This window comes from Roseiflexus sp. RS-1 (assembly GCF_000016665.1).
Classification (GTDB): Bacteria; Chloroflexota; Chloroflexia; order Chloroflexales; family Roseiflexaceae; genus Roseiflexus.
Genome location: NC_009523.1, coordinates 716,362 through 738,155, shown reverse-complemented (window position 1 = coordinate 738,155; position 21,794 = coordinate 716,362). Strand labels below are relative to the sequence as shown.

12 protein-coding genes are annotated in these 21,794 nt (G+C 62.3%); 7 read left to right on the top strand and 5 right to left on the bottom strand.

What is annotated here, in order from left to right; genetic code table 11:
* Positions 1–7 precede the first annotated feature (7 nt).
* Complete coding sequence (locus ROSERS_RS03030; protein WP_011955367.1) at positions 8–925, bottom strand: sensor domain-containing diguanylate cyclase; 918 nt, start codon at positions 923–925, stop codon at positions 8–10.
* 351 nt (positions 926–1,276) lie between these two features.
* On the opposite strand from ROSERS_RS03030, the gene ROSERS_RS03025 reads away from it, so the two are divergent.
* The 4 genes from ROSERS_RS03025 to ROSERS_RS03010 all read left to right on the top strand — a co-directional run bounded on the left by ROSERS_RS03025 (position 1,277) and on the right by ROSERS_RS03010 (position 7,275).
* The gene (locus ROSERS_RS03025; protein ID WP_011955366.1) at positions 1,277–2,041 is read left to right on the top strand and encodes an MBL fold metallo-hydrolase; all 765 of its coding nucleotides are present in this window, start codon (positions 1,277–1,279) and stop codon (positions 2,039–2,041) included.
* A 10-nt stretch (positions 2,042–2,051) separates the two neighbouring features.
* The gene (locus tag ROSERS_RS03020; protein WP_011955365.1) at positions 2,052–3,002 is read left to right on the top strand and encodes an AAA family ATPase; all 951 of its coding nucleotides are present in this window, start codon (positions 2,052–2,054) and stop codon (positions 3,000–3,002) included.
* Between the two features lie 64 nt (positions 3,003–3,066).
* Positions 3,067–4,224 carry a DUF58 domain-containing protein gene (locus tag ROSERS_RS03015; protein WP_011955364.1) on the top strand — a complete coding sequence of 386 codons (1,158 nt, stop codon included), beginning with the start codon at positions 3,067–3,069 and terminating at the stop codon, positions 4,222–4,224.
* A gap of 48 nt (positions 4,225–4,272) precedes the next feature.
* Positions 4,273–7,275 (top strand): hypothetical protein, encoded by a 3,003-nt coding sequence (locus tag ROSERS_RS03010; protein ID WP_011955363.1) that lies wholly within the window; start codon positions 4,273–4,275, stop codon positions 7,273–7,275.
* 128 nt (positions 7,276–7,403) lie between these two features.
* On the opposite strand, the gene ROSERS_RS03005 is transcribed toward ROSERS_RS03010, so the two are convergent.
* Positions 7,404–8,366, bottom strand: a complete 963-nt coding sequence (locus ROSERS_RS03005) for an IS110-like element ISRfsp2 family transposase (RefSeq protein WP_011955362.1) — start codon at positions 8,364–8,366, stop codon at positions 7,404–7,406.
* A gap of 1,600 nt (positions 8,367–9,966) precedes the next feature.
* Between ROSERS_RS03005 and ROSERS_RS03000 the strand changes: the two genes are divergently transcribed.
* A complete protein-coding gene (locus ROSERS_RS03000) occupies positions 9,967–13,956 on the top strand; it encodes a tetratricopeptide repeat protein (RefSeq protein WP_041332868.1) in 3,990 nt (1,329 codons plus the stop codon).
* A gap of 1,811 nt (positions 13,957–15,767) precedes the next feature.
* Here ROSERS_RS03000 and ROSERS_RS02990 read toward each other — a convergent pair.
* On the bottom strand, positions 15,768–17,039 hold the full coding sequence (locus tag ROSERS_RS02990) for a S41 family peptidase (protein ID WP_011955360.1): 1,272 nt from the start codon (positions 17,037–17,039) through the stop codon (positions 15,768–15,770).
* A 583-nt stretch (positions 17,040–17,622) separates the two neighbouring features.
* Here ROSERS_RS02990 and upp point away from each other — a divergent pair.
* A complete protein-coding gene (gene upp, locus ROSERS_RS02985) occupies positions 17,623–18,249 on the top strand; it encodes a uracil phosphoribosyltransferase (RefSeq protein WP_011955359.1) in 627 nt (208 codons plus the stop codon).
* Between the two features lie 41 nt (positions 18,250–18,290).
* On the top strand, positions 18,291–19,418 hold the full coding sequence (locus ROSERS_RS02980) for a glycosyltransferase family 4 protein (RefSeq protein WP_011955358.1): 1,128 nt from the start codon (positions 18,291–18,293) through the stop codon (positions 19,416–19,418).
* A 3-nt stretch (positions 19,419–19,421) separates the two neighbouring features.
* Here the strand turns inward: ROSERS_RS02980 and ROSERS_RS02975 are convergent, their stop codons facing one another.
* Together ROSERS_RS02975 and ROSERS_RS02970 are read right to left on the bottom strand one after the other, a co-directional pair.
* Positions 19,422–19,976 carry a YbhB/YbcL family Raf kinase inhibitor-like protein gene (locus ROSERS_RS02975; RefSeq protein ID WP_011955357.1) on the bottom strand — a complete coding sequence of 185 codons (555 nt, stop codon included), beginning with the start codon at positions 19,974–19,976 and terminating at the stop codon, positions 19,422–19,424.
* Between the two features lie 84 nt (positions 19,977–20,060).
* Positions 20,061–21,743 (bottom strand): ABC1 kinase family protein, encoded by a 1,683-nt coding sequence (locus ROSERS_RS02970; RefSeq protein WP_011955356.1) that lies wholly within the window; start codon positions 21,741–21,743, stop codon positions 20,061–20,063.
* Between the last annotated feature and the right edge of the window lie 51 nt (positions 21,744–21,794).

The following is a 21,794-nucleotide window of genomic DNA, read 5'->3' as shown; positions in this document are numbered from 1 at the left end:
GCACTCCTCAAATAAGAACAGAAGTGTCTTCTTCGACCGATACCCGATTGCGCCCGCGTTGTTTGCTGACATACAGCATCTGATCTGCCCGCCCAAGGATGCTGGCAGGCGTATCAGTCCGCCGTGCCAGCGTTGCACCCAGCGAAACTGTCACGTGAACCACCTTATCGGCAACAGGGAGTGACGACTGTTCAATGAAAACGCGCAGGCGTTCGGCAAGCGATTCCAGTGTCGCAATACTGACGTTTTGCGCAATAACGACAAACTCCTCGCCGCCCCACCGTCCCACTACATCGAACGCGCGAATGTTGTGTGCCAGGGTGCGCGCCACCATCTTCAGCACATCATCGCCAACCAGATGCCCAAACCTGTCGTTCACCGCCTTGAAGTGATCGATATCGATCAGGATGACCCCAAAGGTCCATCCATAGCGACGCAGTTCTTCCAGCCGGCTATGCGTATTGCTTTCGATGAAGCGCCGGTTGCCGATGCCGGTCAGCGGATCGAGCAACGCCAGCGCACGCAGGCGCTCGATCTCTTCCTGCGCCGCTTTCTGGCGTGAGTTGTCACTGAACACCTCGAGAGCGCCGATGATCGCGCCCTGCGCATCGCGGATCGGCGTGACGCGCACAAGCACCGGAACGCGATGCCCCTGCTTATGGTGCAGGATCACCTCAGCCTGCCGGGGTTGACCATCGTGCATGGCGGCGGCAAGCGGGCACATGCCGGTGCACAGGCGCCGTCCACACGCATCAACGTGACGCAGCAGATTATCGCCGCAGAAACGACCGATCACCTCGTCGGCGCTGTACCCGGAGATGCGCTCGGCGCCACGATTCCAGTACATAATCCTCCGCTGACGATCCACAAAGTAGACCCCGTCGTACATCTCATCGAGCAGTTTCTTGTACAGGGAGTCGTCCATAGTTCTGGCAGCGCCTCCAGATATGCAGTTGGATGCATGTCGGTTGATACAATACCCGCGCCGATGATGGACGAACGTTGCCGTGTGTACTGTTGCAATGCGCCCGGTTCCGAAATATGCTGTGCAGCGAAACTGGCATGAAGATGCCAGACGGTTTACAACAACTCGCGTGCGCTGCGTTGCGGTTTTGAGATATGTGATGGAAGAGTGGAGATGACCGACTCAAGTGAACATTTTCTTCAGTATACCATTCCTCAAGTATCACACGCATATCACACCGGTTACGACTCTGATACAATATCGATCACAATGACCGGTCTGCGGTATGAGCGGCGCAACGGAGTGGATCCTATGCACATGATTCTGCTGGGTGTCGGAACGGCGGTGCCGGATGCCGACCGCGACTATACGCATATGGTGTGGAAAGCGCCGGATGGTGCGGTGCTGATCGATGCTGGCGGCAGCACCTATCAACGTTTGTTGCGCGCCGGGGTCAATCCGCACGATCTGCGGGCGCTCATTCTCACGCATTCCCATGCTGATCATGTGAACGGTCTTCCCGGCCTCCTCTTTTCGTTGAAACTGTCGGGATACAACCGGCGCCTCGTCATCTACGGCAACGCTCCCACCCTGGCGGCGGCACAGCGGATCGTTGAAGCATTCGATCTTGGAGAGTATCAACCGGACGTCGACTGGACACCAATCGAGGCAGGCGATGAGATCGTCTTCGACGATGCGGCATACCGCATCCGCACCGCAGCGACGGTTCATTCGCGCCCATGTCTGGCATTGCGTTTCGACAGCGAGGATGGGCGCGCGCTGGTCTATTCCGCCGATACCGAGCCGTGCGATGCGGTGCGCAACCTGGCGCGCGGCGCCTCGGTGCTGATCCACGAAGCAACGACGCCGGAACCGTTTCCAGGACACACATCGCCGTACCAGGCGGGTGAAGTCGCTGCCGCTGCTGGCGTCGCCCGCCTGGTTCTCGTTCACTACAGCCCACGCTGGACGATGAGCGCTGATCGGGCAATCGCAGAAACCCGTGCCGCCGGGTTCACCGGCGAGGTCGAAATCGGGCGAGAATTCGCTTCCTACGCGCTGCCTCCTGTTCAATAAGCGTACCGTTATGACTGATCTGTCTCTTCGCGAATTTGCGACCCTGGTTCGCGCCAACATAGCGCGGGTGATCGTCGGCAAGTCTGAAACCATCGATCTGTTGCTGGTGGCGTTGCTGTGCGGCGGGCACGCGCTTATCGAGGACGTGCCGGGGGTTGGCAAGACGATGCTGGCGCGCGCGCTGGCGATTTCGCTTGGGTTGACGTTTCGCCGCCTGCAATGCACGCCGGATCTGATGCCCAACGACGTGATCGGCGTGTCGGTCTACCATCCGCGCGATGCGTCGTTCGTGTTCCAGCCGGGTCCGATCTTCACCAACATTCTGCTGGCGGACGAGATCAATCGTGCAACACCGCGCACGCAGAGCGCCCTGCTCGAAGCGATGGGCGAAGGGCAGGTGACCGTGGATGGAACCACGTATGCGCTGCAACGCCCATTCCTGGTGCTGGCGACACAAAATCCGGTTGAGTTCGAGGGAACCTTCCCATTGCCGGAAGCGCAACTCGACCGGTTTTTTGTCGAGGTGGCGCCCGGCTACCCGTCGCCAGAGGAAGAAGCAGAGATGTTGCGGATGCTCGCGGGTGAGCATCCGATTGAAACGCTCAAGCCTGTCGTGGACGGACAACAGATCCCGGCATTGCAGCGTGCGATCTGGTCGGTGCACGTCGATGATGCGGTGCGCAACTATATCATCCGCCTGGCGCATGCGACGCGCGCCCATCCCGATCTGGCGCTCGGCGCAAGCCCGCGTGCGACGCTGGCGCTCTTTCGCGCATCGCAGGCGCTGGCGGCGCTGCGGGGGCGTGACTACGTTCTTCCCGACGATGTCAAATATCTGGTGCGTCCTGTCTGGCGTCACCGCTTGCTGGCGCGCCCGGAAAGCGCACTGCGCGGGCGCACTGCTGCCGCTGCCCTCGACGCAGTGCTGGCGGAGGTGGATGTTGGCATCGGACAGATCTGATTCGGTGTATTGATGGGTCTTCGTTCATCTCCTGAGGGGCAGATTGCGGGATATTCTCTTGCCAATGATCGTTCTGTTCATTCTCGCTATCGTCCTGCGCAGCGAGTTGTTCTTCTATTTGCTCTATCTGATCGCGGGATTGCATATCGCCGCGCGCTGGTGGGTCGGGCGCAGCGCGTCCCGGTTGCGTATCCGGCGCGTGGCGCCGGAAGCGGCGTTTCCGGGCGATCCTGTGCCGGTTCTTGTCGAAGTGCAGAATACCGGTCTTCTGCCTCTTCCCTGGCTCGCCCTGCGCGAAACGCTGCCACCGGCGCTGCATTCACCGCCGATGGTGTACGAGGTGATGTCGCCTGGCGCCGCTGAACGTTGCGAGATGCGCTACACGCTTTTCAGCCGACGGCGGGGATACTATCAGATCGGTCCGCTGACGGCGCAGACCGGCGATGTGCTCGGGATCGGCGAACGCACCGTGAGCGAAGTGCCACCCGCAGCGCTGACAATCTATCCCAACGTGCTGCCGCTCGAAGACCTGGGATTGCCAGCGTCGCTCCCGTTCGGCACGCTGCCTGCAACACATCGACTGTTTACCGATCCCGCGCGTCCAATGGGCGTACGACCATATCAACCGGTCGATGGGGTGCGGCGGATCGATTGGAAGGCTACAGCGCGGCTCGGCGAACCGCAGGTGCGTCGCTATCAACCGGCGATTGCTGTCGAAACGATGATTGCGCTGGCGTTCTCGCGCGCCGAATACGGTGGCGGCTTTGCGTATGATACGATGGAACGCGCCGTGGTGGCTGCGGCGTCGATCGCTGCCCATCTGATCGAGCGGCGACAATCGGTTGGTCTGTGCACCACTGGCTTTGATGCCGCCAGTCACGCCCCCGTCGGCATTCTGCCGCCTGGATCGGGGCGAGCGCATCTCATTCAGGTCCTCGGTCTGCTGGGGCGACTCGAAGTGGCGAAAGAGGGCGATCTGGCAGTCACCCTCTCCCGTGCCACTGTCGGGTTGGGATGGGGGAGCACAGTGGTCATGATCACCGGACAGCGTGCGCGCGACATGCTGCCGCATGCGCTGGCGCTCCGGCAGCGCGGGTTGAATGTCGCACTGGTGATTGCCGAAGCGCTGACCGATGACCTTGCGCTGGCGCATCGACACGGGGTGGCGGCATACGATCTGGGGCGTGACGCGCGCCCCATACAGGCAGTGAGCACACCGTAATGCGATGAACCATGACGGTGTCATTGCTATCGTTATCCAGGAAACGCAATGATTGCCCATCAGGCTTCCACCATCATGCCGCCAGCAGTTGCGGCAGTGGCAGAGCATCCACATCTTCAGCATCAGGCGCATCGCTCGCTGATGGCGCAGATGCACCGCATCGCTGAGCGATGTGCGCTGTTCGTGCCGCATCCGGTGGCGGTAGCGCAGATCGATGCAGCCGTTGGTGAGAGCGAAGGCGGTATCGTTGCCCTCGAATGCGAAACCGGCGGTGGTGCAACGGCGCTGATCTGCTGGCTCGCTGCCACGCGCCGTTGGGCATTCTGGCTGCCCGAAGACGATGCTGGCGCAGGGCTGACCGCGCTCTGCGCCCAGGTGCTGGCGCTCTCTGATCTTCCCATTCCGCTCGTACCACCTGTCGCTGCGCGTGATGCCCTGACAATCGAACGACTGCTGGAGGAAGCCAGCGCGAAGCGTCAGTCTGGTGATCCGTTGGTTGTTGTTATTGGGCGCATACCGGACGAAACCCGCACACCGACGCCGCCGCCGCTGCCGGTGTGCGTTCCGCCTGGCGTGGTCGTGGTGATGGCTACGACTCCTGGTGAACAGCAACCGGTGATCGACGAGCGTATCACCGCACGCGTGACGCTTCAGAGCGGTGAAACCTGGCTGACAGAAATGGCTGCCCATCGGGGCGTCCATCGCCGCCTGGCGACGGTGATTGCCAGCCGAAGCCAGGGGTCGCCGCTGTATGTCCGACTGGCGCCGGGACTGGCGGCAACCCGCGTCCTGGATATTCGTCGTCTTCCGCATGGACTGTCCGCTCTCCATCAGCGCTGGTGGGAAGGGCTGGATGCACAGGGGCGCGCCCTGGCGCATATTCTCGCTGCGGCGCATCACCCGTTGCCGGTATCGCTGATTGCTGCGCTCGCAGCATGCGCCGAAGACGCCATCATTCGCCTGTTGCAACGCTGGGGTCAGTTGATCGAACGCACCGATGAGGGGGTTCGCCTTTACCATCGCGCCACGCGCGCATTTATTATGCATGCGTCGCCCGATGGAATTGCGGCAGCGCACGCGCGGTTTGTCGAACTGGTTCAAACGCGGTCGAACGGCGCACCTGAGCGATCAGGCTGGCAGGATGAGCAGACGCTGAGCCGCGAATTTGCGCGGCACATCACGCTCGGAGGCGCTGCGACGCGCAGCATGATTGATGTCATTGTTCGGCGGACGTGGGTGCGCGCTCAGGAGCGACGCACCGGTGATCTGAACGATGCTGCGAATGATGCGTTGTGGATGCTGCGCGCGACGGCGGAAGATGGACCTGCGTTGCACCTGGTGCGGGCAGCGGCGCTGGCTGGCGCGCTCACCTTTCTGTCACGCAGCCTGCCGCCCCACGCCCCTGCGGAAGTCTTTGCCGCTGCGGTTGACCGTGGTCAACCGCGCGACGCCACCATGAGGCGTATTCGCGCAATGATCGATCAACTGCCGGATGGACGTGACAAAGCGCTGGCACTGCGCCATCTCGGAGAAGTCTGTTATACATTACGCATGCGCGCACCGGCAATGCGGATGCTTTCGGAGGCGCTTGACCTGGAAGCGCCAGGACCAACCCGGCAGTGGCGCGACCAGCATGAGGAAACGCTGGTCGCCCTGGCGCGCGCTGCCATCGGCATTGGCGCTCCCGACACGGCGCTCGGCATCACCACACGCATTGTGCATACCGAACGACGCGGCATGATCGAAACCGAAGTCGTGCGCTGGCTCATCGCTCATGGACGCCGCAGTCGCGCTGAGGAGGTCGCCTATGCAATCAGTCATCCGGGCAACCACGACTGGGCGATGGCAGAAGTGGCGATTGCCCATGCACGCGCTGGCGACTACGAACGCGCCGGTCTGGTGCTCGATACGCTGCGCGCCGCTACTGCCGTTGCGTGGGTGACCGCCGAACTGGCGTGCGACGCAGCGCGGCGCGGCAACCCACGCGCAGTTGATCGGGTGATGCTCCTGCCAAACCCGGCGCTGCGTGATCGTGCTCTGGCGCAGGTGGCGCGCGCGTTGATCGTCCAGGTGGCGCCGGAAACCGCGCTCGAAGTGGCGCGCATGATCGACGACCATGAGACCCGCGCCCGCTGTCTGATCGACATGGCGCTCGACCATCCGCCGGTTGCCGCTCAGGCGCTCGACGAGGCGGCAACCGCAGCAGTGGCGGTTGAGGGCGAAGAACGAGCATCGGTCATCGCGGCGCTGGCAGCCGCCGAAGCTGCCAGTGGGCAGTTCCAGGTAGGGATGCGCATGGCGGCGCTCCTGCCGGAGGGCGAGGAGCGCGACCGCGCCCATTCGCGCATTGCCATTGCCCTGGCGCGCCGTGGAGACTACACGACCGCCGAGACGGTTGCACTCACCATTACGGACGAGGATGAACGTGGCTGGGCGCTCGACGAACTGGCGCGGATCCTGGCGGTGAACGGTCGTCATCGTGAGGCATTTGCGCTGGCAACGCAGATCGGCGATGATGCAGCGCGGGCGCGGCTGGAAGCAGACCTGGCGATTGCCTGGGCGCGTTCCGGCGCAGCGGCGGCAGCCCATGCGCGCGCCGGGCAGATCGCCGTCCCCGCCGAGCGCGCGCGCGCGCAGGCGGCAATTGCACACTCGCTGGTCGAAACCGGCGCGCGCGCGCGTGTGTTCACCGACATTGCAAGTGTCCTTCCACCTGATACACGCAGTCGTTACCTGCTTGCAGCAGCACAGGCGCTCGCCGCCCACGAATTGCCCGACGACGCCGGGGCAGTGGCGCTGCTCATTCCGCGACCGCTGGAGCGTGCGCGCGCGCTCGTTGCCACCGCGCGCGCCGCAGCCGGGGCAGGCGACCTGCAACGCGCCCGGCGCCTCCTCGGTCAGGCGTTTCTGACCATCGCACCACTTGGGCGCACGGAAACCCTTCAGTGCATCGGTTGGGCGTCCGACACCCTGGCGCTCATCGGCGGCGCCGAACTGCTCCTCACCGTCGCTGCCGCCCTCGACGAGATCGATGCGTGGCTGGTCAACTGATATTTCTGAGTCCGCCGCAAAAAGGGTATATCACCGCAGAGACGTGGCAGGCGCAGAGGCAGATCGTGGTATCGCGCCTGCGGCGGCGACGCATGCACAATTTCACCGCAGAGTAACTGTGTTGCTTGTCAAGGGGCGCTCGTATGCACAGCCGGATCCCAGGGCTTTTGCTGACGCAATATTGCGCCGAGAATAGTCAGCAGCTTGCGCATCGCAGCGACGATGGCGACCTTGCGCGGCTTGCCAGCTTGACACAGGCGCTGATCGAAGGCGCGCCTGACCAGACGGCGCCGCGTGGCCGCCAGGGTCGCCATGTACAACACGCTGCGCACATCCCTCCTGCCGCCGGAGATATGCCGGGGTTTGTGCTGTGCGCCGCTCTGATTGGCATACGGCGCAACGCCCACAACGGCCGCCGCTTCCGTGCGATTGATGGTCCCCAGTTCGGGCAGGCGGAGCAGCAGGTTCAGTGCGGTGATCGCGCCGATGCCGGGCACGCTTTCGCGCAGCTCCCGTTTCCGGCGCACCTCGTCGGTGCGCTCCGCCTCGTTGTCGCGTTCCTGCTCAAGCGCACGGATCTCCTGATCCAGCCAATCAATATGCTGCTGGATGCCCGGGCGGAGGTTCGGCGCGGCAGCCGTCAACCGATTGATCTCAGCCGTCCGCATCGGAATCACCTGCGCCCGCCGGACCAGCAGGTCGCGCAAGGATGCGCGCTGCTCGTCCGTCGCTTGGTGGTGCGGCGGGCGCACCCGTTCGGCAAAGCGGGCGAGCAACCGGGCATCCAGGCGGTCGGTCTTCGCCTGGCGTCCTTCCGCGTGCGCCAGGGCGCGCACGCGGCGTGGCTGCACCCGCGCCGTCGGCACGCCAGCCTGGAGCAGTTGGGCGAACACCATGCGCTCCAGCCCGCCGGTCGCCTCCAGCACAATCAGGGTCGGCTGCAGGCGCTGGAGTCGCGTGACCAGGAGCTGGACACCTTCGTCGGTAGACGGTATCGTCTCGCGTGGCGCGTGCGGGTCGGCGCCAAACGCCACATCCAGCGTCTGTTTGGAGACATCAATGCCGATAAAGAGCGACTCACGGGAAGCCATACACAGAACCTCCTGAGGAAAACGGCGCCAGCCTTGCTAGCATATGCGGGTTTGAGGGCCCAGATAACTGTTCGGCTTGGTCGCGTTGAAGGACACGGCTACCCAACACTCCGCGGCGATCTCGTGAACCTGGCGCAGAACGGTATACCGTGTCCCGTTAGATTATACTAGACGCAGCGGACGCAGAGGCAGATCCTATGGCTCGATTGCCGACCTGATCAATAGCAGGCAATCTCATATGGACTATACCATCACGTGAACCGTACCAATGTGGATGTTATAATTATGCCGCAGCATTGTGGTGCATTTCCTGAGCGGTTCTGGTCGGCGATGTTCAATTATGAGCAGTTCTCAGATATGCTGACCCCTGTCCGGTCCTGCCGCATTGTGCGAGATGCCCGCTTCCGGCGGAGTGTAGACCGAAGGTAACTGCTCAGGCATGCGGTTGAAACCGCGCCTGAGAGGACGCTTCGCGCCGGGCGACCGCCTATGCGGTCGCCGTGGCAGCGTCCACGCAGGTGGACGCCCGGCTAAAAGCCTTCCAGAGGCGATTTCAATCGCTGAACGCCAGGCAGCCTGAGTAGTTACGACCGAAGTTCATTTCGGTCGCCGCTTGGGGAGCGCGATGCGGAGTGTAGACCGAAGGTAACTGCTCAGGCATGCGGTTGAAACCGCGCCTGAGAGGACGCTTCGCGCCGGGCGACCGCCTACGCGGTCGCCGTGGCAGCGTCCACGCAGGTGGACGCCCGGCTAAAAGCCTTCCAGAGGCGATTTCAATCGCTGAACGCCAGGCAGCCTGAGTAGTTACGACCGAAGTTCATTTCGGTCGCCGCTCGGGGAGCGCGATGCGGAGTGTAGACCGAAGGTAACTGCTCAGGCATGCGGTTGAAACCGCGCCTGAGAGGACGCTTCGCGCCGGGCGACCGCCTACGCGGTCGCCGTGGCAGCGTCCACGCAGGTGGACGCCCGGCTAAAAGCCTTCCAGAGGCGATTTCAATCGCTGAACGCCAGGCAGCCTGAGTAGTTACGACCGAAGTTCATTTCGGTCGCCGCTTGGGGAGCGCGATGCGGAGTGTAGACCGAAATGATGGACTTTGAAGAAATAATCCGGTATAGCCCGCGCAGGCGGGCTTCGCCTTGCCTGGCCGAGGGCTTCAGCCCGACGGCTAGCGCGGGATAGCGGATGGATAGCGGTTCTCAGATACGTTGAACCCTTGACTGGATTTCTGGAACGTTCCATCTTCGCCTCCGGCGGGCTGAAGCCCTGGCTGAGGTCGGGCAAGCCCTGCGGGCTGGATCAACCCCGGTCCCCCCGGAATATGGCAAGGGTAACCGAAACGCCAGCCCCGCAGGGGCTTCCACGCGCTCAGGGAGGGCTTTAGCCCGCACGTGCTGCGGTTGTCCGAGGAGGTTCAACCTCTATGAGAACTGCTATAATGCTCAATCGCCATCACCCCGACGGCACGCGGCGCATACCGGATTATATTCTCAATCTTCATTACTCCCTGGTCGGCTCCTGGCGACCCAAGGGTTCACTCCGACGTACAATATATAGAATAGAGAGGTCGCCCTTCTGCGATTGAACTTGATGAGCGTGGACATGCACGTGCGACGGTTTCCGTTATATGTGGGAGTGGTTGCAATCGTTGCTGTCATCGCTTTCGTCGTTGCGAACGCAGTGCAACTGTTCAGCGATCCCCTTCGGGATTGGATTGTGCAGATGTACAATGCCGATCCGCTCCGCTTTATCGTCGCCAGCATCCTGATCTTCGCTTTTATTGCAGCGGGCGCGATCTGGATTGCCTACCAGCAATATCGCGGACAGCAGCCTGAGAATGCTGATCTATCCGGTTTCAAGGAAGCCTCTACCATCCGTCTTTTGCAGTTGCCTGAAAATCTCAGTGATGACCTGAAGGCTCGAGAGTTCATACCGGCGACCCGGCAGAAAGAGCAGCGGGCGCTGACAGACATGATCCTGACCGTGCCGAAACAGTCTGCGCTCAAGGCATTCCTCCATGCCATTACCTTCCGGCGGCTGTTTCGTCCGGCAAGCGTGCCAGTTGCGGTGGTGACCGGGATTGGCGGCATTGGGAAAACGTCGCTGGCACTGTTTACCAGTTATGACCGGCGGATCAGACAGGCTTACCCTGGCGGTCGTTTCTACTTTGACGCTGCGGGCATCTACCCTGAACATGCCAGTGACACAACAGCCCAGGTCTTGTTTCGCTTCCTTGTCGGCGCCGGGATTGACAACAAACAGATCAACCAGGCCCTTGGCCTGCCTGCCAGCGAAGAAGATCGAGCCAGGCAATTCGAGCGCCTGACGGCTCAAAAAGACGATCCTGATGTAACAGATTTCTTACAGAGGTTATACGTCCGGTCGCTGATCGGGAAACACCGACTGATCATTATTGACAATCCTCCTAATACGGCGGACTTAAGCGCATTTGAGCCACCAGAGGGCAATGCGCTGCTGGTCATTACCCGGCCCGAACACCCGCTTTATAAACTGCGGCGCATGCCTCAGCTTCGACTGAAACCGATGGACGAGCCGGAGTCACAGCGCATCATCAAGAAGGAGTGGCCAGCAGATCAGACGATTTCATGGAATCCTGACTCGCCCGATGGCAGATCTGTCTGTCAGCGCATTCATCGGCTTGGCAGCGGCATTCCCCTTGTGGTGCTGGTGCTCAGCCGGATGTTGAAGAATGAAGCCGAAGATGGCGGGAGTCTCGAAGCGGCTGTACGTTATCTTTCTCAACTGGAACATGACCACGCGGCCGGCGCATGGACATTCAGCGCGTTTCTCAACCGGCTGCTACAGCTGCCCTATAGTGCTGAACCCAACCGGGCAACGGTTGAAGAGGTCTTTCGCCTCAGCTATGTTCGGTTGACCGAGGATGCCCAACGAATGTTCCGGTCGCTGGCTATCTTTAGCGGCCTTCATTTCGACGAACGTCTGGCGGTCACCGTTGGGAGTGGAACTGACGAGACCTTCAGGCAACTCCTGCGGAGTGGTCTGGTGGAGCGGGCGCCTGATTCCCAACGCTTCTACCTGTACGACCCGATCGCATTATTCGCGCGCACGTTACTGCATCAATCGCCCGATGAGCCGCAAGAGGTCGTTGCGCGGTATGCCGCCTTCTTTGCCGACCTTGCCGATCAGACCGAAGCCCGTTTCCGCGCTGCGAGCGATCAGGCGGAGCGCCAGGCAATCGTCAGCGCGTTGGCGACAGAGGCGATCCACCTGCGTCGCTGCCGCGATGCGCTTCTCGAATCAACTGCTGAACAAGCGCCGGTCCTGCTCTTGCGCTTGAGCGCCTCTGTTCTTGGCATTATTCAGCACACTCCAGGTGATCACGACGCTCCCCCTGGCTCTTCTATCCTGGTAGAAACGCTCCCAACCGAACAAGCGCCGGGCCTGCGCTTGCGCTTGAGCATCTCTGTCCCTGGAATTATTCAGCAAACCCCAGGCGATCGTAACGCTCACAATGCTTCCCTCGGCTCCTCTGACGAATGGGAGCCTGTGGCCACGCGCGCCCTCGCGCAGATCATTGAGCGTCTGAGTGCGCAGGATCGGGCGCTGTATGCCGGACTCGGCATCTTTCCCGGCTCGTTCGATGTGGCGGATGCCCGTCCGGTCCTCGCGCCGATTGTGGACACGGTGGACGACGAGAAACTCGATAACCTTCGAGCAATGGGCATCCTGCGTCAGGTCGAGGCGCGTCGTTACGAGGTTCGTCCTTCAATTGTGCGCGCCCACGCGCAGGATGCCTTCCGCCAAATGCCGCCCGATCAGCAACAGGCGGTCGGTGACGCATTCGCCCGTCACTACGCGCAGAAGGCGCAGCAGTACAGCGAGGAATCAGACGTGACAGCACAGACGCTCTTCGAGCGCGATTGGGCGGCGATCAGCAAGGGCCAGGCGATAGCGCTGGAGAGGGCGCCGGATCTTGATCGTGAACTGGTTATCTATGCCAATGCACGTTTCTCATACTGGTATATCCTGTACGATGATCTTTTGCCATGGCTCGAAGCCGGGCTGGCCGCTGCGAAACGGCGCGGTGATGATGCAAACAAAGCGCTGCTGCTGGCGCTTCATCGCGCCATTGTCGCCGAGCACCAGCAGCAGTGGGCAGAGGCGGCGCAGTGGTATCGGCAGGCGCTCGATATGCCCGGCGCCGCGCCCGCGACCCGTGCGCGTGTCTGCCTCGGGCTGGGCGTTGTCGCCGAGCGGCAGCAGCAGTGGGAAGAGGCGGCGCAGTGGTATCGGCAGGCGCTCGATATGCCCGGCGCCGCGCCTGATACCCGCGCGCGTGCTTGCAACGGGCTGGGCGCTGTTGCCGTAGAACAGCAGCAGTGGGCGGAGGCGGCGCAGTGGTATCGGCAGGCGCTCGATATGCCCGGCGCCACGCCTGACACCCGCGCGCGTGCTTGCAACGGGCTGGGGTATGTCGCCGCAGAACAGCAGCAGTGGGCGGAGGCGGCGCGGTGGCGTCGGCAGGCGCTCGATATGCCCGGCGCCGCGCCTGATACCCGCGAGCGTGCCTGCCACGGGCTGGGTGTTGTCGCCGAGCGCCAGCAGCAGTGGGTGGAGGCGGCGCAGTGGTATCAGCAGGCGCTCGATATGCCCGGCGCCGCATCCGACACCCGCGCGACTGCCTGCCACGGGCTGGGCAATGTCGCCTATGCTCAGAAGAACGTTCGTGAGGCGCGACAGCACTACTCGCGCGCAATCGAGCTTCAGCCGGCAAACGCCATCGCCTACCGCAATCGCGGATTAACGTGGGCGGCCGAGAACCCTCCTGACTATGAGCGGGCGCTCGCGGATGCCCGGCGCGCGCTCGAGTTGGACTCCGCATATGAAAATGCGCGCAGGGATGTTGAGCGGTATGAGCAGGCTCTCACTGCGCCTGATACCCGTGCTCGTGCCTGTCTAGAGCAAGGCAATGTCGCCGAGCGCCAGCAGCAGTGGGCGGAGGCGGCGCAGTGGTATCAGAAAGCCTTCGACACGTCTGGCGCTGCCGATACCCGCGCTGATGCCTGCATCGGGCTGGGCGATGTCGCCGCAGCACAGCAGCAGTGGACGAAGGCAGCGGAGTGGTATGCGCAGGCGCTCGCCATTCCCGATGCCGCGCCCGCGACCCACGCTGCTGCCTGCCTCGGGCTGGGTGATGTCGCCTACGCTCAGAAGAACGTTCGTGAGGCGCGACAACACTTCTCGCGCGCAATAGAGCTTTGGCCGGCACACGCCATCGCCTACCGCAATCGCGGGTTAACGTGGGCAGCCGAGGTTCCCCCTGACTATGAGCGGGCGCTCGCGGATGCCCGGCGCGCGCTTGAATTGAGTCCCGCGTTTGACGATGCGCGCAGGGATATTGAGCGGTATGAGCAGGCTTTGAAGCAGCAGCAATTGAATCCGGCGTTTTTGTATGAGCAGGCATTGAAACGCGCCCTTGAAGATGCGCGCCGGGATGTTGTATTGAATCGCACCCTTGAAGATGCGCGCAGGGATGTTGAGCGGTCTGAGCAGGCTTCGAAGCGACGGAACCGAAATCGGCCTAATCGAAAGCGCAACCAGGGCCGATAGCCCATCTGCAGCGATCAAAGGTGATTATTCGGTCGCTATACCCAATTCTGCCATTGCGCCTGCGCCGGGCCGGACGTCCCTACTTCCCACTCTGCATTCCCCGCGCGGCGACTGAAATGATGAAGGTTGAGCATTATGGCGGTAGGAGAAGACATCCGCCATCGCCCGTCGTCAGGCGTGACTCCGCTCGTGCGGGCTGATGGAGATTGAGAAATAAATCCGCTATCCCGCGCTAGCCGTGGGGCTGAAGCCCTCGGCTAGCCAAGGCGAAGCCCGCCTGCGCGGGCTATGGCGGAATAATTACTCAAAGACCATAAGCCCTCCCTGAGCGCGTGGAAGTCCCTGCGGGGCTGGGGCGCAGCGGGCTGAAGCCCTCCCTGAGCGCGTGGAAGTCCCTGCGGGGCTGGGGCGCAGCGGGCTGAAGCCCTCCCTGAGCGCGTGGAAGCCCCTGCTGCGGGGCTGGGGCGCAGCGGGCTGAAGCCCTCCCTGAGCGCGTGGAAGTCCCTGCGGGGCTGGCGTGTCGGTTATCCTGGCCATGTGCCAGGGGAACCTGGGTTGATCCAGCCCGCAGGGCTTGCCCGACTTCAGGTAGGGCTTATAGAGATTGAGAAATAAATCCGCTATCCCGCGCTAGCCGTCGGGCTGAAGCCCTCGGCTATGCAAGGCGAAGCCCGCCTGCGCGGGCTATACCGGATTATTTCTTCAAAGACCATAATTTCGGTCTACACTCCGCCTCGCGCGCTCGACGCGGCGACCGAAATGAATTTCGGTCTACACGCCGCCTTGCGTGCCCGACGCGATGACCGAAATGATGGAGATTGAGAATTTATAGCGGTTCTCACAAAGGTTGAACCCAATGGACGACGCCTCGTGCGACATCTCTCCGTGTCCTCGGCGTCTCCGCGTGCATCAGACCGGCTCACGCGGAGGCGCGAAGGCGCGGAGACACGTACATTGTATCAGTGAAGGGCAGACCGGTTGCCTGCCATCCGTGCTCATCCGTGGGTTATTCTTCAACGCATGCGGGCGAGACGCCCGCGCTCCCAGGTTTCAGGCATGCGGGCGAGACGCCCGCGCTCCCAGGTTCCAGGCGCTCAGCGAGGGCTGATGGAGATGCTGAAGCCCTCGGCTATGCAAGGCGAAGCCCGCCTGCGCGGGCTGGAGCGGAATAATTACTCAAAGACCATAAGTCCTCGGCCATCCAGGGCAAAGCCCGCCTGCGCGGAACGCGACGTTGCTCGTGCGGGCTGAAGCCCTCCCTGAGCGCATGGAAGCCCCTGCGGGGCTGGCGTGTCGGTTATCCTGGCCATGTGCCGGAGGAACCTGGGTTGATCCAGCCCGCAGGGCTTGCCCGACTTCAGCCAGGGCTTCAGCCCGCCTGAGGTGCGCGCTACCCGCCGCATTGCTGCCATCCGGTTTGCAGCGGCACTCAAGTGTAGAGTTTTTGGGAGAGATGAGCGATGTTCTGCATTCCCGTGCGCTTTTGCCCCTCATCCCCCCTGCCCCCTTCTCCCACAAGGGGAGAAGGGGGAGTTTGGGCGTCCTGATGGCTGAAACGGAAGATGGCACGCAGGCGCTTGCCAAAAAATCCACCCCTGTGAGGGCTGCGGCGGAGGGGATACTCTTTGCCATCCGTGCGCATCCGTTATATCCGTGCCAATCCGTGTTCTCTTCCGGCTCTCCGATGCAGAGCACGCCTGCGCGCCGCGCGAACTCCAACGGTGACCCTATCGCCTATCGCCTATCGGCTATCAGTTATCGCCTATCGCCTATCGCCTATCACCTATCGCCTATCGGTTATCGGTTATCGGCTAAGAAGTTTTGCTCGCCAGCACCTCGCGTACCACCTCGATCCCGCGCACCAGTTGAACATCATTGCTGCGCAGCAGGTCGTCCAGGCTCAGCGCCGCTGCTTCAGCCGGTGTGAGCGGCGCAACTCCCGGCGCCAGCGCAATCAGTTCGTCGGGTTGAATGCCAGCCCCGCGCACCACCCTGCCTTTGGGGGTCAACCACTGCGAGGTTCCCAGGCGCACCTGGGCGCCGCCTTCCAGATCGAACGGTCGTAGAACAGTTGCGGTACCAAATGTTGCCTGACCGATGACGCGCGCGCGTCCGTTTTCCTGCAATGATCCGGCAAGGATCTCGGCGGCGCTGGCACTGTTGCCGTTCACCAGCACAACCATGGGAATATCGAGCGCCAGGCCCCCTTCGCTCGTCGTGTATGGGCGACGTGAACTATCACGCTCCTGTTCGAGCAGGACAGTGGTTCCTTCCGGCATGAACTGGCTTGCTACCGCAACCAGTTGCGTCACCAGCCCGCCGGGGTTGTTGCGCAGATCGAGAATGATCGCCTGCGCTTCCTGCGACCGTATATCGAGCAGCGCCTGTTGCAGTTCCGACCCGGTGCGCTCGGCGAAGCGGTTGATCCGGATCAAGGCGATACGGTCGGGCAACATGCGCCACGTTACACTGGGAACATTCACTTCTTCGCGCGTAATAGTGACATCGAATGGCGCGGCAATGCCGGGACGCTGAATGGTGAGAACAACCTGCGTCCCCTTCGGTCCACGCACGCGATTCCGCAATTCTTCGACCGTTACGCCGCGCACATCGTACCCATCAACACGCAGGATCAGGTCGTCCGGGCGTAATCCGGCGCGTTCGGCGGGCGACCCCTCGATTGGGGCGACGATCCGGGGCTGTCCATCGCGCACATCGATGTAGGCGCCAATCCCCTCGAACCTTCCAGAGAGCGCCTCACGTTCCCGACGGGCTTCTTCCGCATTCAGGTAGCGTGTGTGTCCCTGATCTCCCAGGCTATCGAGCATGCCATGAATGGCGCCGTCGCTCATGCGCTGCGGGTCTATCGCTTCCGGATCGACAAAATTGTCGCGCGCGAGTTGCCAGACGCGCCAGAAATTGCCAAGCGCCTCACATTCGTGCGCTTGCAGCGGACATGGATGCGTCAGCCGCAACGCAAGCAGATACCCGCCGCCGATCCCCAGCGCCAGCACGAATGCCAGCAGGGGCATCACCAGCCAGATCGGGAGTTGGAGACGCACCAGTCGTTGTAGAGCAGTCATTGGTCAATTGTTTCTTTTACATTCAAGCTATACACCGGTAATTATACGGCGATGAATGCCGTTATGGGGCGCTGAAGAAGATTGAGAACTTATAGCAGTTCTCAAATACGTTAACCCTCGTCCGGGTCTGCCGCGTTGCGCGAGGCGCCCACTTCCAGCGACGGGTGTGGGGGCACGGCATGCCGTGCCCCCCACGGCGCCGCCTCGAGGTGGCACGTGAAGCGCTCGTTTCCAGCGACGGGTGCAGCCCCGTCTGACAGACCTTGCAAGACCTGCGCGCTCTCTCCGCGCCTCCGCGTGAGCCGGTCTGATGTACACAGAGACGCGGAGCACGCGAAGGGATGGCACACAAGGCGTCTGCTTTCGATGGCGGGTGCAACCCTGCTCAACAAGACCAATCTTTGTGAGAACTGCTATAATCCGGTATGCGCCTCTTGCCGTCGGGCTGAAGCCCTCGGCTATGCAAAGCGAAGCCCGCCTGCGCGGGCTAGAGCGGAATAATCACTCAAAGACCATAAGCGCAGGTGCGGCGCGCGTATCGCGGTATAATGTCAATTGCATGGTCTGGCAATCCGGAGGCGCCATGGCACAGGTGATGATCTCTCAGCATCCGCTCGTCCAGCACAAACTGACGCTGCTGCGTCGGGCGACGACCGAACCGAAGAAGTTTCGTGAACTGGTGCGCGAACTGTCGCAATTTCTGTTGTACGAAGCCACGCTTGATCTCCCGCTCCAGGAACGGATCGTTGACACGCCGCTCGCACCCTACCACGGTCATCGGATCGCCGAGCGCGTCGGTCTGGTGCCGATTCTGCGCGCCGGGCTGGGCATGGTCGATCCGATCCTCGATCTCATACCGACTGCCCACGTCTGGCATCTGGGTCTCTACCGCGACCACGCGACGCTCAAACCGGTCACCTACTACAACAAACTTCCTCCAGAAGTGGATGTCGATCTCTGCCTGGTGCTCGATCCTATGCTTGCCACCGGCGGCTCGGCGGTGGCGGCGGTGACCGTGCTGAAAGAGTGGGGCGCGAGCCGGATTAAGTTCCTCGGTTTGATCGCTGCGCCAGAAGGGGTGCAGGCATTGCACCAGGAGCACCCCGATGTGCCGATCCATCTGGCGGCGATCGACGATTGTCTGAACGATCACGGATATATTGTCCCCGGTCTGGGGGATGCAGGTGATCGCCTGTTTGGGACGGGTTAACCTATGAGTTGTGCGCGTCCGGCATCAGTAGGCGAGGCGCTATGTCGCTCCTGACCGTGGCAGCGCTGATAAGCGCCTTTGTAATCGCTTTCGTCGTGACTGCGCTGACCGTTCCGCCGGTCATCCGGCTGTGCGAGCGACGCGGGTGGGTGCAGCATCCCGGTGGACGTCGTTCCCACGTGCGACCGACTCCCAATGTCGGCGGCATTGCGATCTACGCTGGCTTCGTGACTTCACTGCTCGCAACGTTCATATTCACCTCCGCCGAGCCGTCGTTGCAACGTTCAGAATTCGAGGTTTTGCGTATTGGGCTGCTGTTGCTTGGCGGGACGGCAATCTTCCTGGTTATGTGGGTGGACGATGTGGTTGAACTCTCGTGGCTCCCCAAGTTTGCGGCGCAAGCCGGTGCAGGGCTGATTGCGGTCGGTCCGTACCTCTGGGATCAGCGACGCTACCCTGATGCGCTGGGCTTGCCAACCGAAGCGCGCGGCATTTTGTTGACCGCCTTCAATGTGCCGTTCATCGGGCAGGTCAGCCTGTGGGATGCCAGCCCGTGGCTGGCAATCGCGGCGACGGTGTTCTGGTTGGGGTGGATGGCGAATACGATCAACTGGTCGGACGGGCTTGACGGGCTTGCGGCAGGGGTGTCGTTGATCGCAGCATTGATGCTGGCGCTGCACGCGCTGCGCCTCGATCCGCCGCAGCGAACGGTTGCGCTCGTGCCCCTTGCGCTCGCCGGGGCGTGCGCCGGATTTCTGATCTTCAATCTGCCGCCGGCGCGTATTTTTATGGGTGATAGCGGTGCAGAGTTTCTCGGTTTTCTGCTGGGCGTCAGTGCGATCATCGGCGGAGCGAAACTGGCGACGGTGCTGCTGGTGCTGGGTGTGCCGATCCTCGATGTCGCCTGGCTGATCGTGGCGCGCACTGCATCTGGCAGGCAACCTGCGCAGGGTGGGCGTGATCATCTTCACCATCGCCTGCTCGATAGCGGCATGTCAGCACGCCAGATCCTGGCACTCTACTGGGGATTGAGCGCCAGTTTCGGGTTGCTCGGAATCGCCGACATCAGCCCATCCGCCAAACTGATCGGTCTGGCGCTGCTGTTGCTGATCGGCGCCGGATTGATCGTCTACGCCACGCGTCGCGTTCCTGCGCGTTCGCCGCAGTGATCCTCACCGACGTTCGTACCTGCCCATCAGGGTGGCAGTCGCCAGCACGTGACCACGCATTGCCGCCTCGACATCGCGCCGTGCGGCGCCGGCTGGCAGGTTCAGTGAAGGAATATCCAGCGCCGACAGACGGAAGAAGTAGCGGTGGGCGCCTCTGCCACGCGGCGGGCACGGACCGCCATAGCCGCGTCTGCCAAAATCGTTGCCGCCTGCCAGCCCTGTGTCCTGTTCTCCTTCCGCCAGTTCTGTGTGCGTGCCGGGAATATCGTACAGTACCCAGTGCGTAAACGTGCCGCCTGGTGCGTCCGGATCGTCCATGATCAGCACATAACTGGCGGCTGGCGGAGCGCCCTCCCAGCGGAGCGGCGGCGAACGGTCGGCGCCGTCGCACGTGTGCTGACGCGGAATCATCGCGCCTTCTGAGAACGATGCGCTTGTCAGCGTGAATGTCATCGTACTGCCTCCTTCGGGCGGCGCTGAACCGCATGCGCAGATCGCCGCACCAATGATAATCAGCACCGATTGCCGGAATAGACGGGAAATGGTTTGTGTGGACATGATACACCCCCACGGGTGCAAGGCGCAGCGGCGCGGCGCTCCTACCAGGTGCATAGCTACCAGGAGCGCAGCAGCGCGGCGCCACTACGACGATCCGCCCGATCCGCGCGCGATGCTGATGAACAATGTTGCGCCAGCGCTGATCAGGGCGATCAGCGCGCCTGCCGCCAGGATGATCACGGGCCATCCTTCCCATCCGCCGATGGCTGCTGCGATTGCCAGACCTGCCAGTCCCAGCGTTGCCGCCAGGACGATAAGACCGAGCGCGATACGCGCTCCTGCCTGCGACAGCGCTGCGGCCAGGCGCCGCATTTCCATCTCGCGCGTCTGGATGCGGATCTCTCCTTCGTTCAACCGCTGAACCAGGGTGCTCATCTGACCCGGCAGGGCGCTGACGATCCCGCGCATTTCCTCGAGTTCGCGCAGCGCACGGCGCAACTGCGCATCGGGGCTGTTCAGTTGCGCCAGGGCGCGCATCGCGTAGGGTCGGGCGATACCGAAAACGTCGAGTTGCGGATCGATCTGGACGCCAATGCCCTCCATCATGATAATTGCCTTCAACAATAGCGCCAGCGGCGCGGGGAGGCGCAGACGGTGACGTTGCAGGAGCGTCAGCAACTCTTCGCCCATTTCCCGCGCAGACAGTTCTGCCAGCGACCGATCAACGACGTGATCGACAAAGCGACGCATATCGCGTCGCAGCGCTGGGGAGAGTTCGCGCTGTGTCAGAACGCCCAACCGCTGTAACGCCCGCAACGCTCCATCAGCGTCGCGCTCAAGCAGTGCCACCAGAAGCAGCAGCAGATCGCCGGTCATCTCACGGTCGAGCGCAATTGCCTGCCCGAAGTCCACTGCACCGATCACCTCGCCTGGAAGGGCGAACAGATTGCCCGGATGGGGATCGCCCTGGAAGAACCCATCAACGAAGATTTCTTGCAGGATCAGTTCCAGGCTGTGCCGCGCCAGGCGCTTCCGATCCATACCGGCTGCATCCATGCCTGCAATGTCGGTGATCTTGATGCCAGCGATGCGCTCGGTCGTCAGGACGCGAGTGCTGGTGTGGCTCCAGAAGACACGCGGGATGCAGACATGCGGATTGCCGGCAAAATTAGCACGAAAGCGCTCAGCGTTGCGCCCTTCGCGGCGATAGTCCAGTTCGGCGCGCAGGGTGACGCCAAACTCCCATACCAGTTCGACCAGGTCATACTGCTCGCCAAAGGCGGTATTCTGCTGCGCCAGCGCCGCCAGTTCCGACAGGATCGCCAGGTCGATCACGACGAGTTGCTGGATGTCCGGGCGCTGCACTTTGACGACCACTGGCGTGCCGTCGGGCAGTTCGGCGCCATGCACCTGCCCCAACGACGCCGCTGCCAGCGGTTCTCGCTCGAAACAGCGAAAGAGGGTGTCGATCGGTCGATGCAGTTCCGCCTCGATGGTCGCAATGGCGACATCGGCAGGAAACGGGGGTACGGTATCCTGCAGTTTGTTCAGTTCTTCGATCCACGCTGGCGGCAACAGGTCAGGGCGGGTGCTCAGCATCTGCCCCAGTTTGACGAACGTTGGACCGAGATCGGTCAACGCCAGGCGGAGGCGCTCCGGACCACTGATCGGATCAGGCGCCGGACGGCGCATGATCCGACGCGGCATCGAGAGGAGGGTTGTGAGACCTAATTGATCCAGCAGGTAGCCGAAACCATACTGCCAGAACACCTGCGCAATCTGGCGGTATCGACCAAGGTAGCGCGCCTGACGAACGAGAGGCCACATATGATTGCCTGTACGGGAGTCCCCGTAGACGCAGCGCCGCTGCGCCCCAAC

Coding starts and splice junctions, on each gene's coding strand:
- ROSERS_RS03020 (WP_011955365.1), top strand. CDS start 2,052: ATGACTGATCTGTCTCTTCGCGAATTTGCGACCCTGGTTCGCGCCAAC.
- upp (WP_011955359.1), top strand. CDS start 17,623: ATGGCACAGGTGATGATCTCTCAGCATCCGCTCGTCCAGCACAAACTG.
- ROSERS_RS03025 (WP_011955366.1), top strand. CDS start 1,277: ATGCACATGATTCTGCTGGGTGTCGGAACGGCGGTGCCGGATGCCGAC.
- ROSERS_RS03010 (WP_011955363.1), top strand. CDS start 4,273: ATGATTGCCCATCAGGCTTCCACCATCATGCCGCCAGCAGTTGCGGCA.
- ROSERS_RS02990 (WP_011955360.1), bottom strand. CDS start 17,039: ATGACTGCTCTACAACGACTGGTGCGTCTCCAACTCCCGATCTGGCTG.
- ROSERS_RS03005 (WP_011955362.1), bottom strand. CDS start 8,366: ATGGCTTCCCGTGAGTCGCTCTTTATCGGCATTGATGTCTCCAAACAG.
- ROSERS_RS02975 (WP_011955357.1), bottom strand. CDS start 19,976: ATGTCCACACAAACCATTTCCCGTCTATTCCGGCAATCGGTGCTGATT.
- ROSERS_RS02980 (WP_011955358.1), top strand. CDS start 18,291: ATGTCGCTCCTGACCGTGGCAGCGCTGATAAGCGCCTTTGTAATCGCT.
- ROSERS_RS02970 (WP_011955356.1), bottom strand. CDS start 21,743: ATGTGGCCTCTCGTTCGTCAGGCGCGCTACCTTGGTCGATACCGCCAG.
- ROSERS_RS03000 (WP_041332868.1), top strand. CDS start 9,967: ATGCACGTGCGACGGTTTCCGTTATATGTGGGAGTGGTTGCAATCGTT.
- ROSERS_RS03030 (WP_011955367.1), bottom strand. CDS start 925: ATGGACGACTCCCTGTACAAGAAACTGCTCGATGAGATGTACGACGGG.
- ROSERS_RS03015 (WP_011955364.1), top strand. CDS start 3,067: ATGATCGTTCTGTTCATTCTCGCTATCGTCCTGCGCAGCGAGTTGTTC.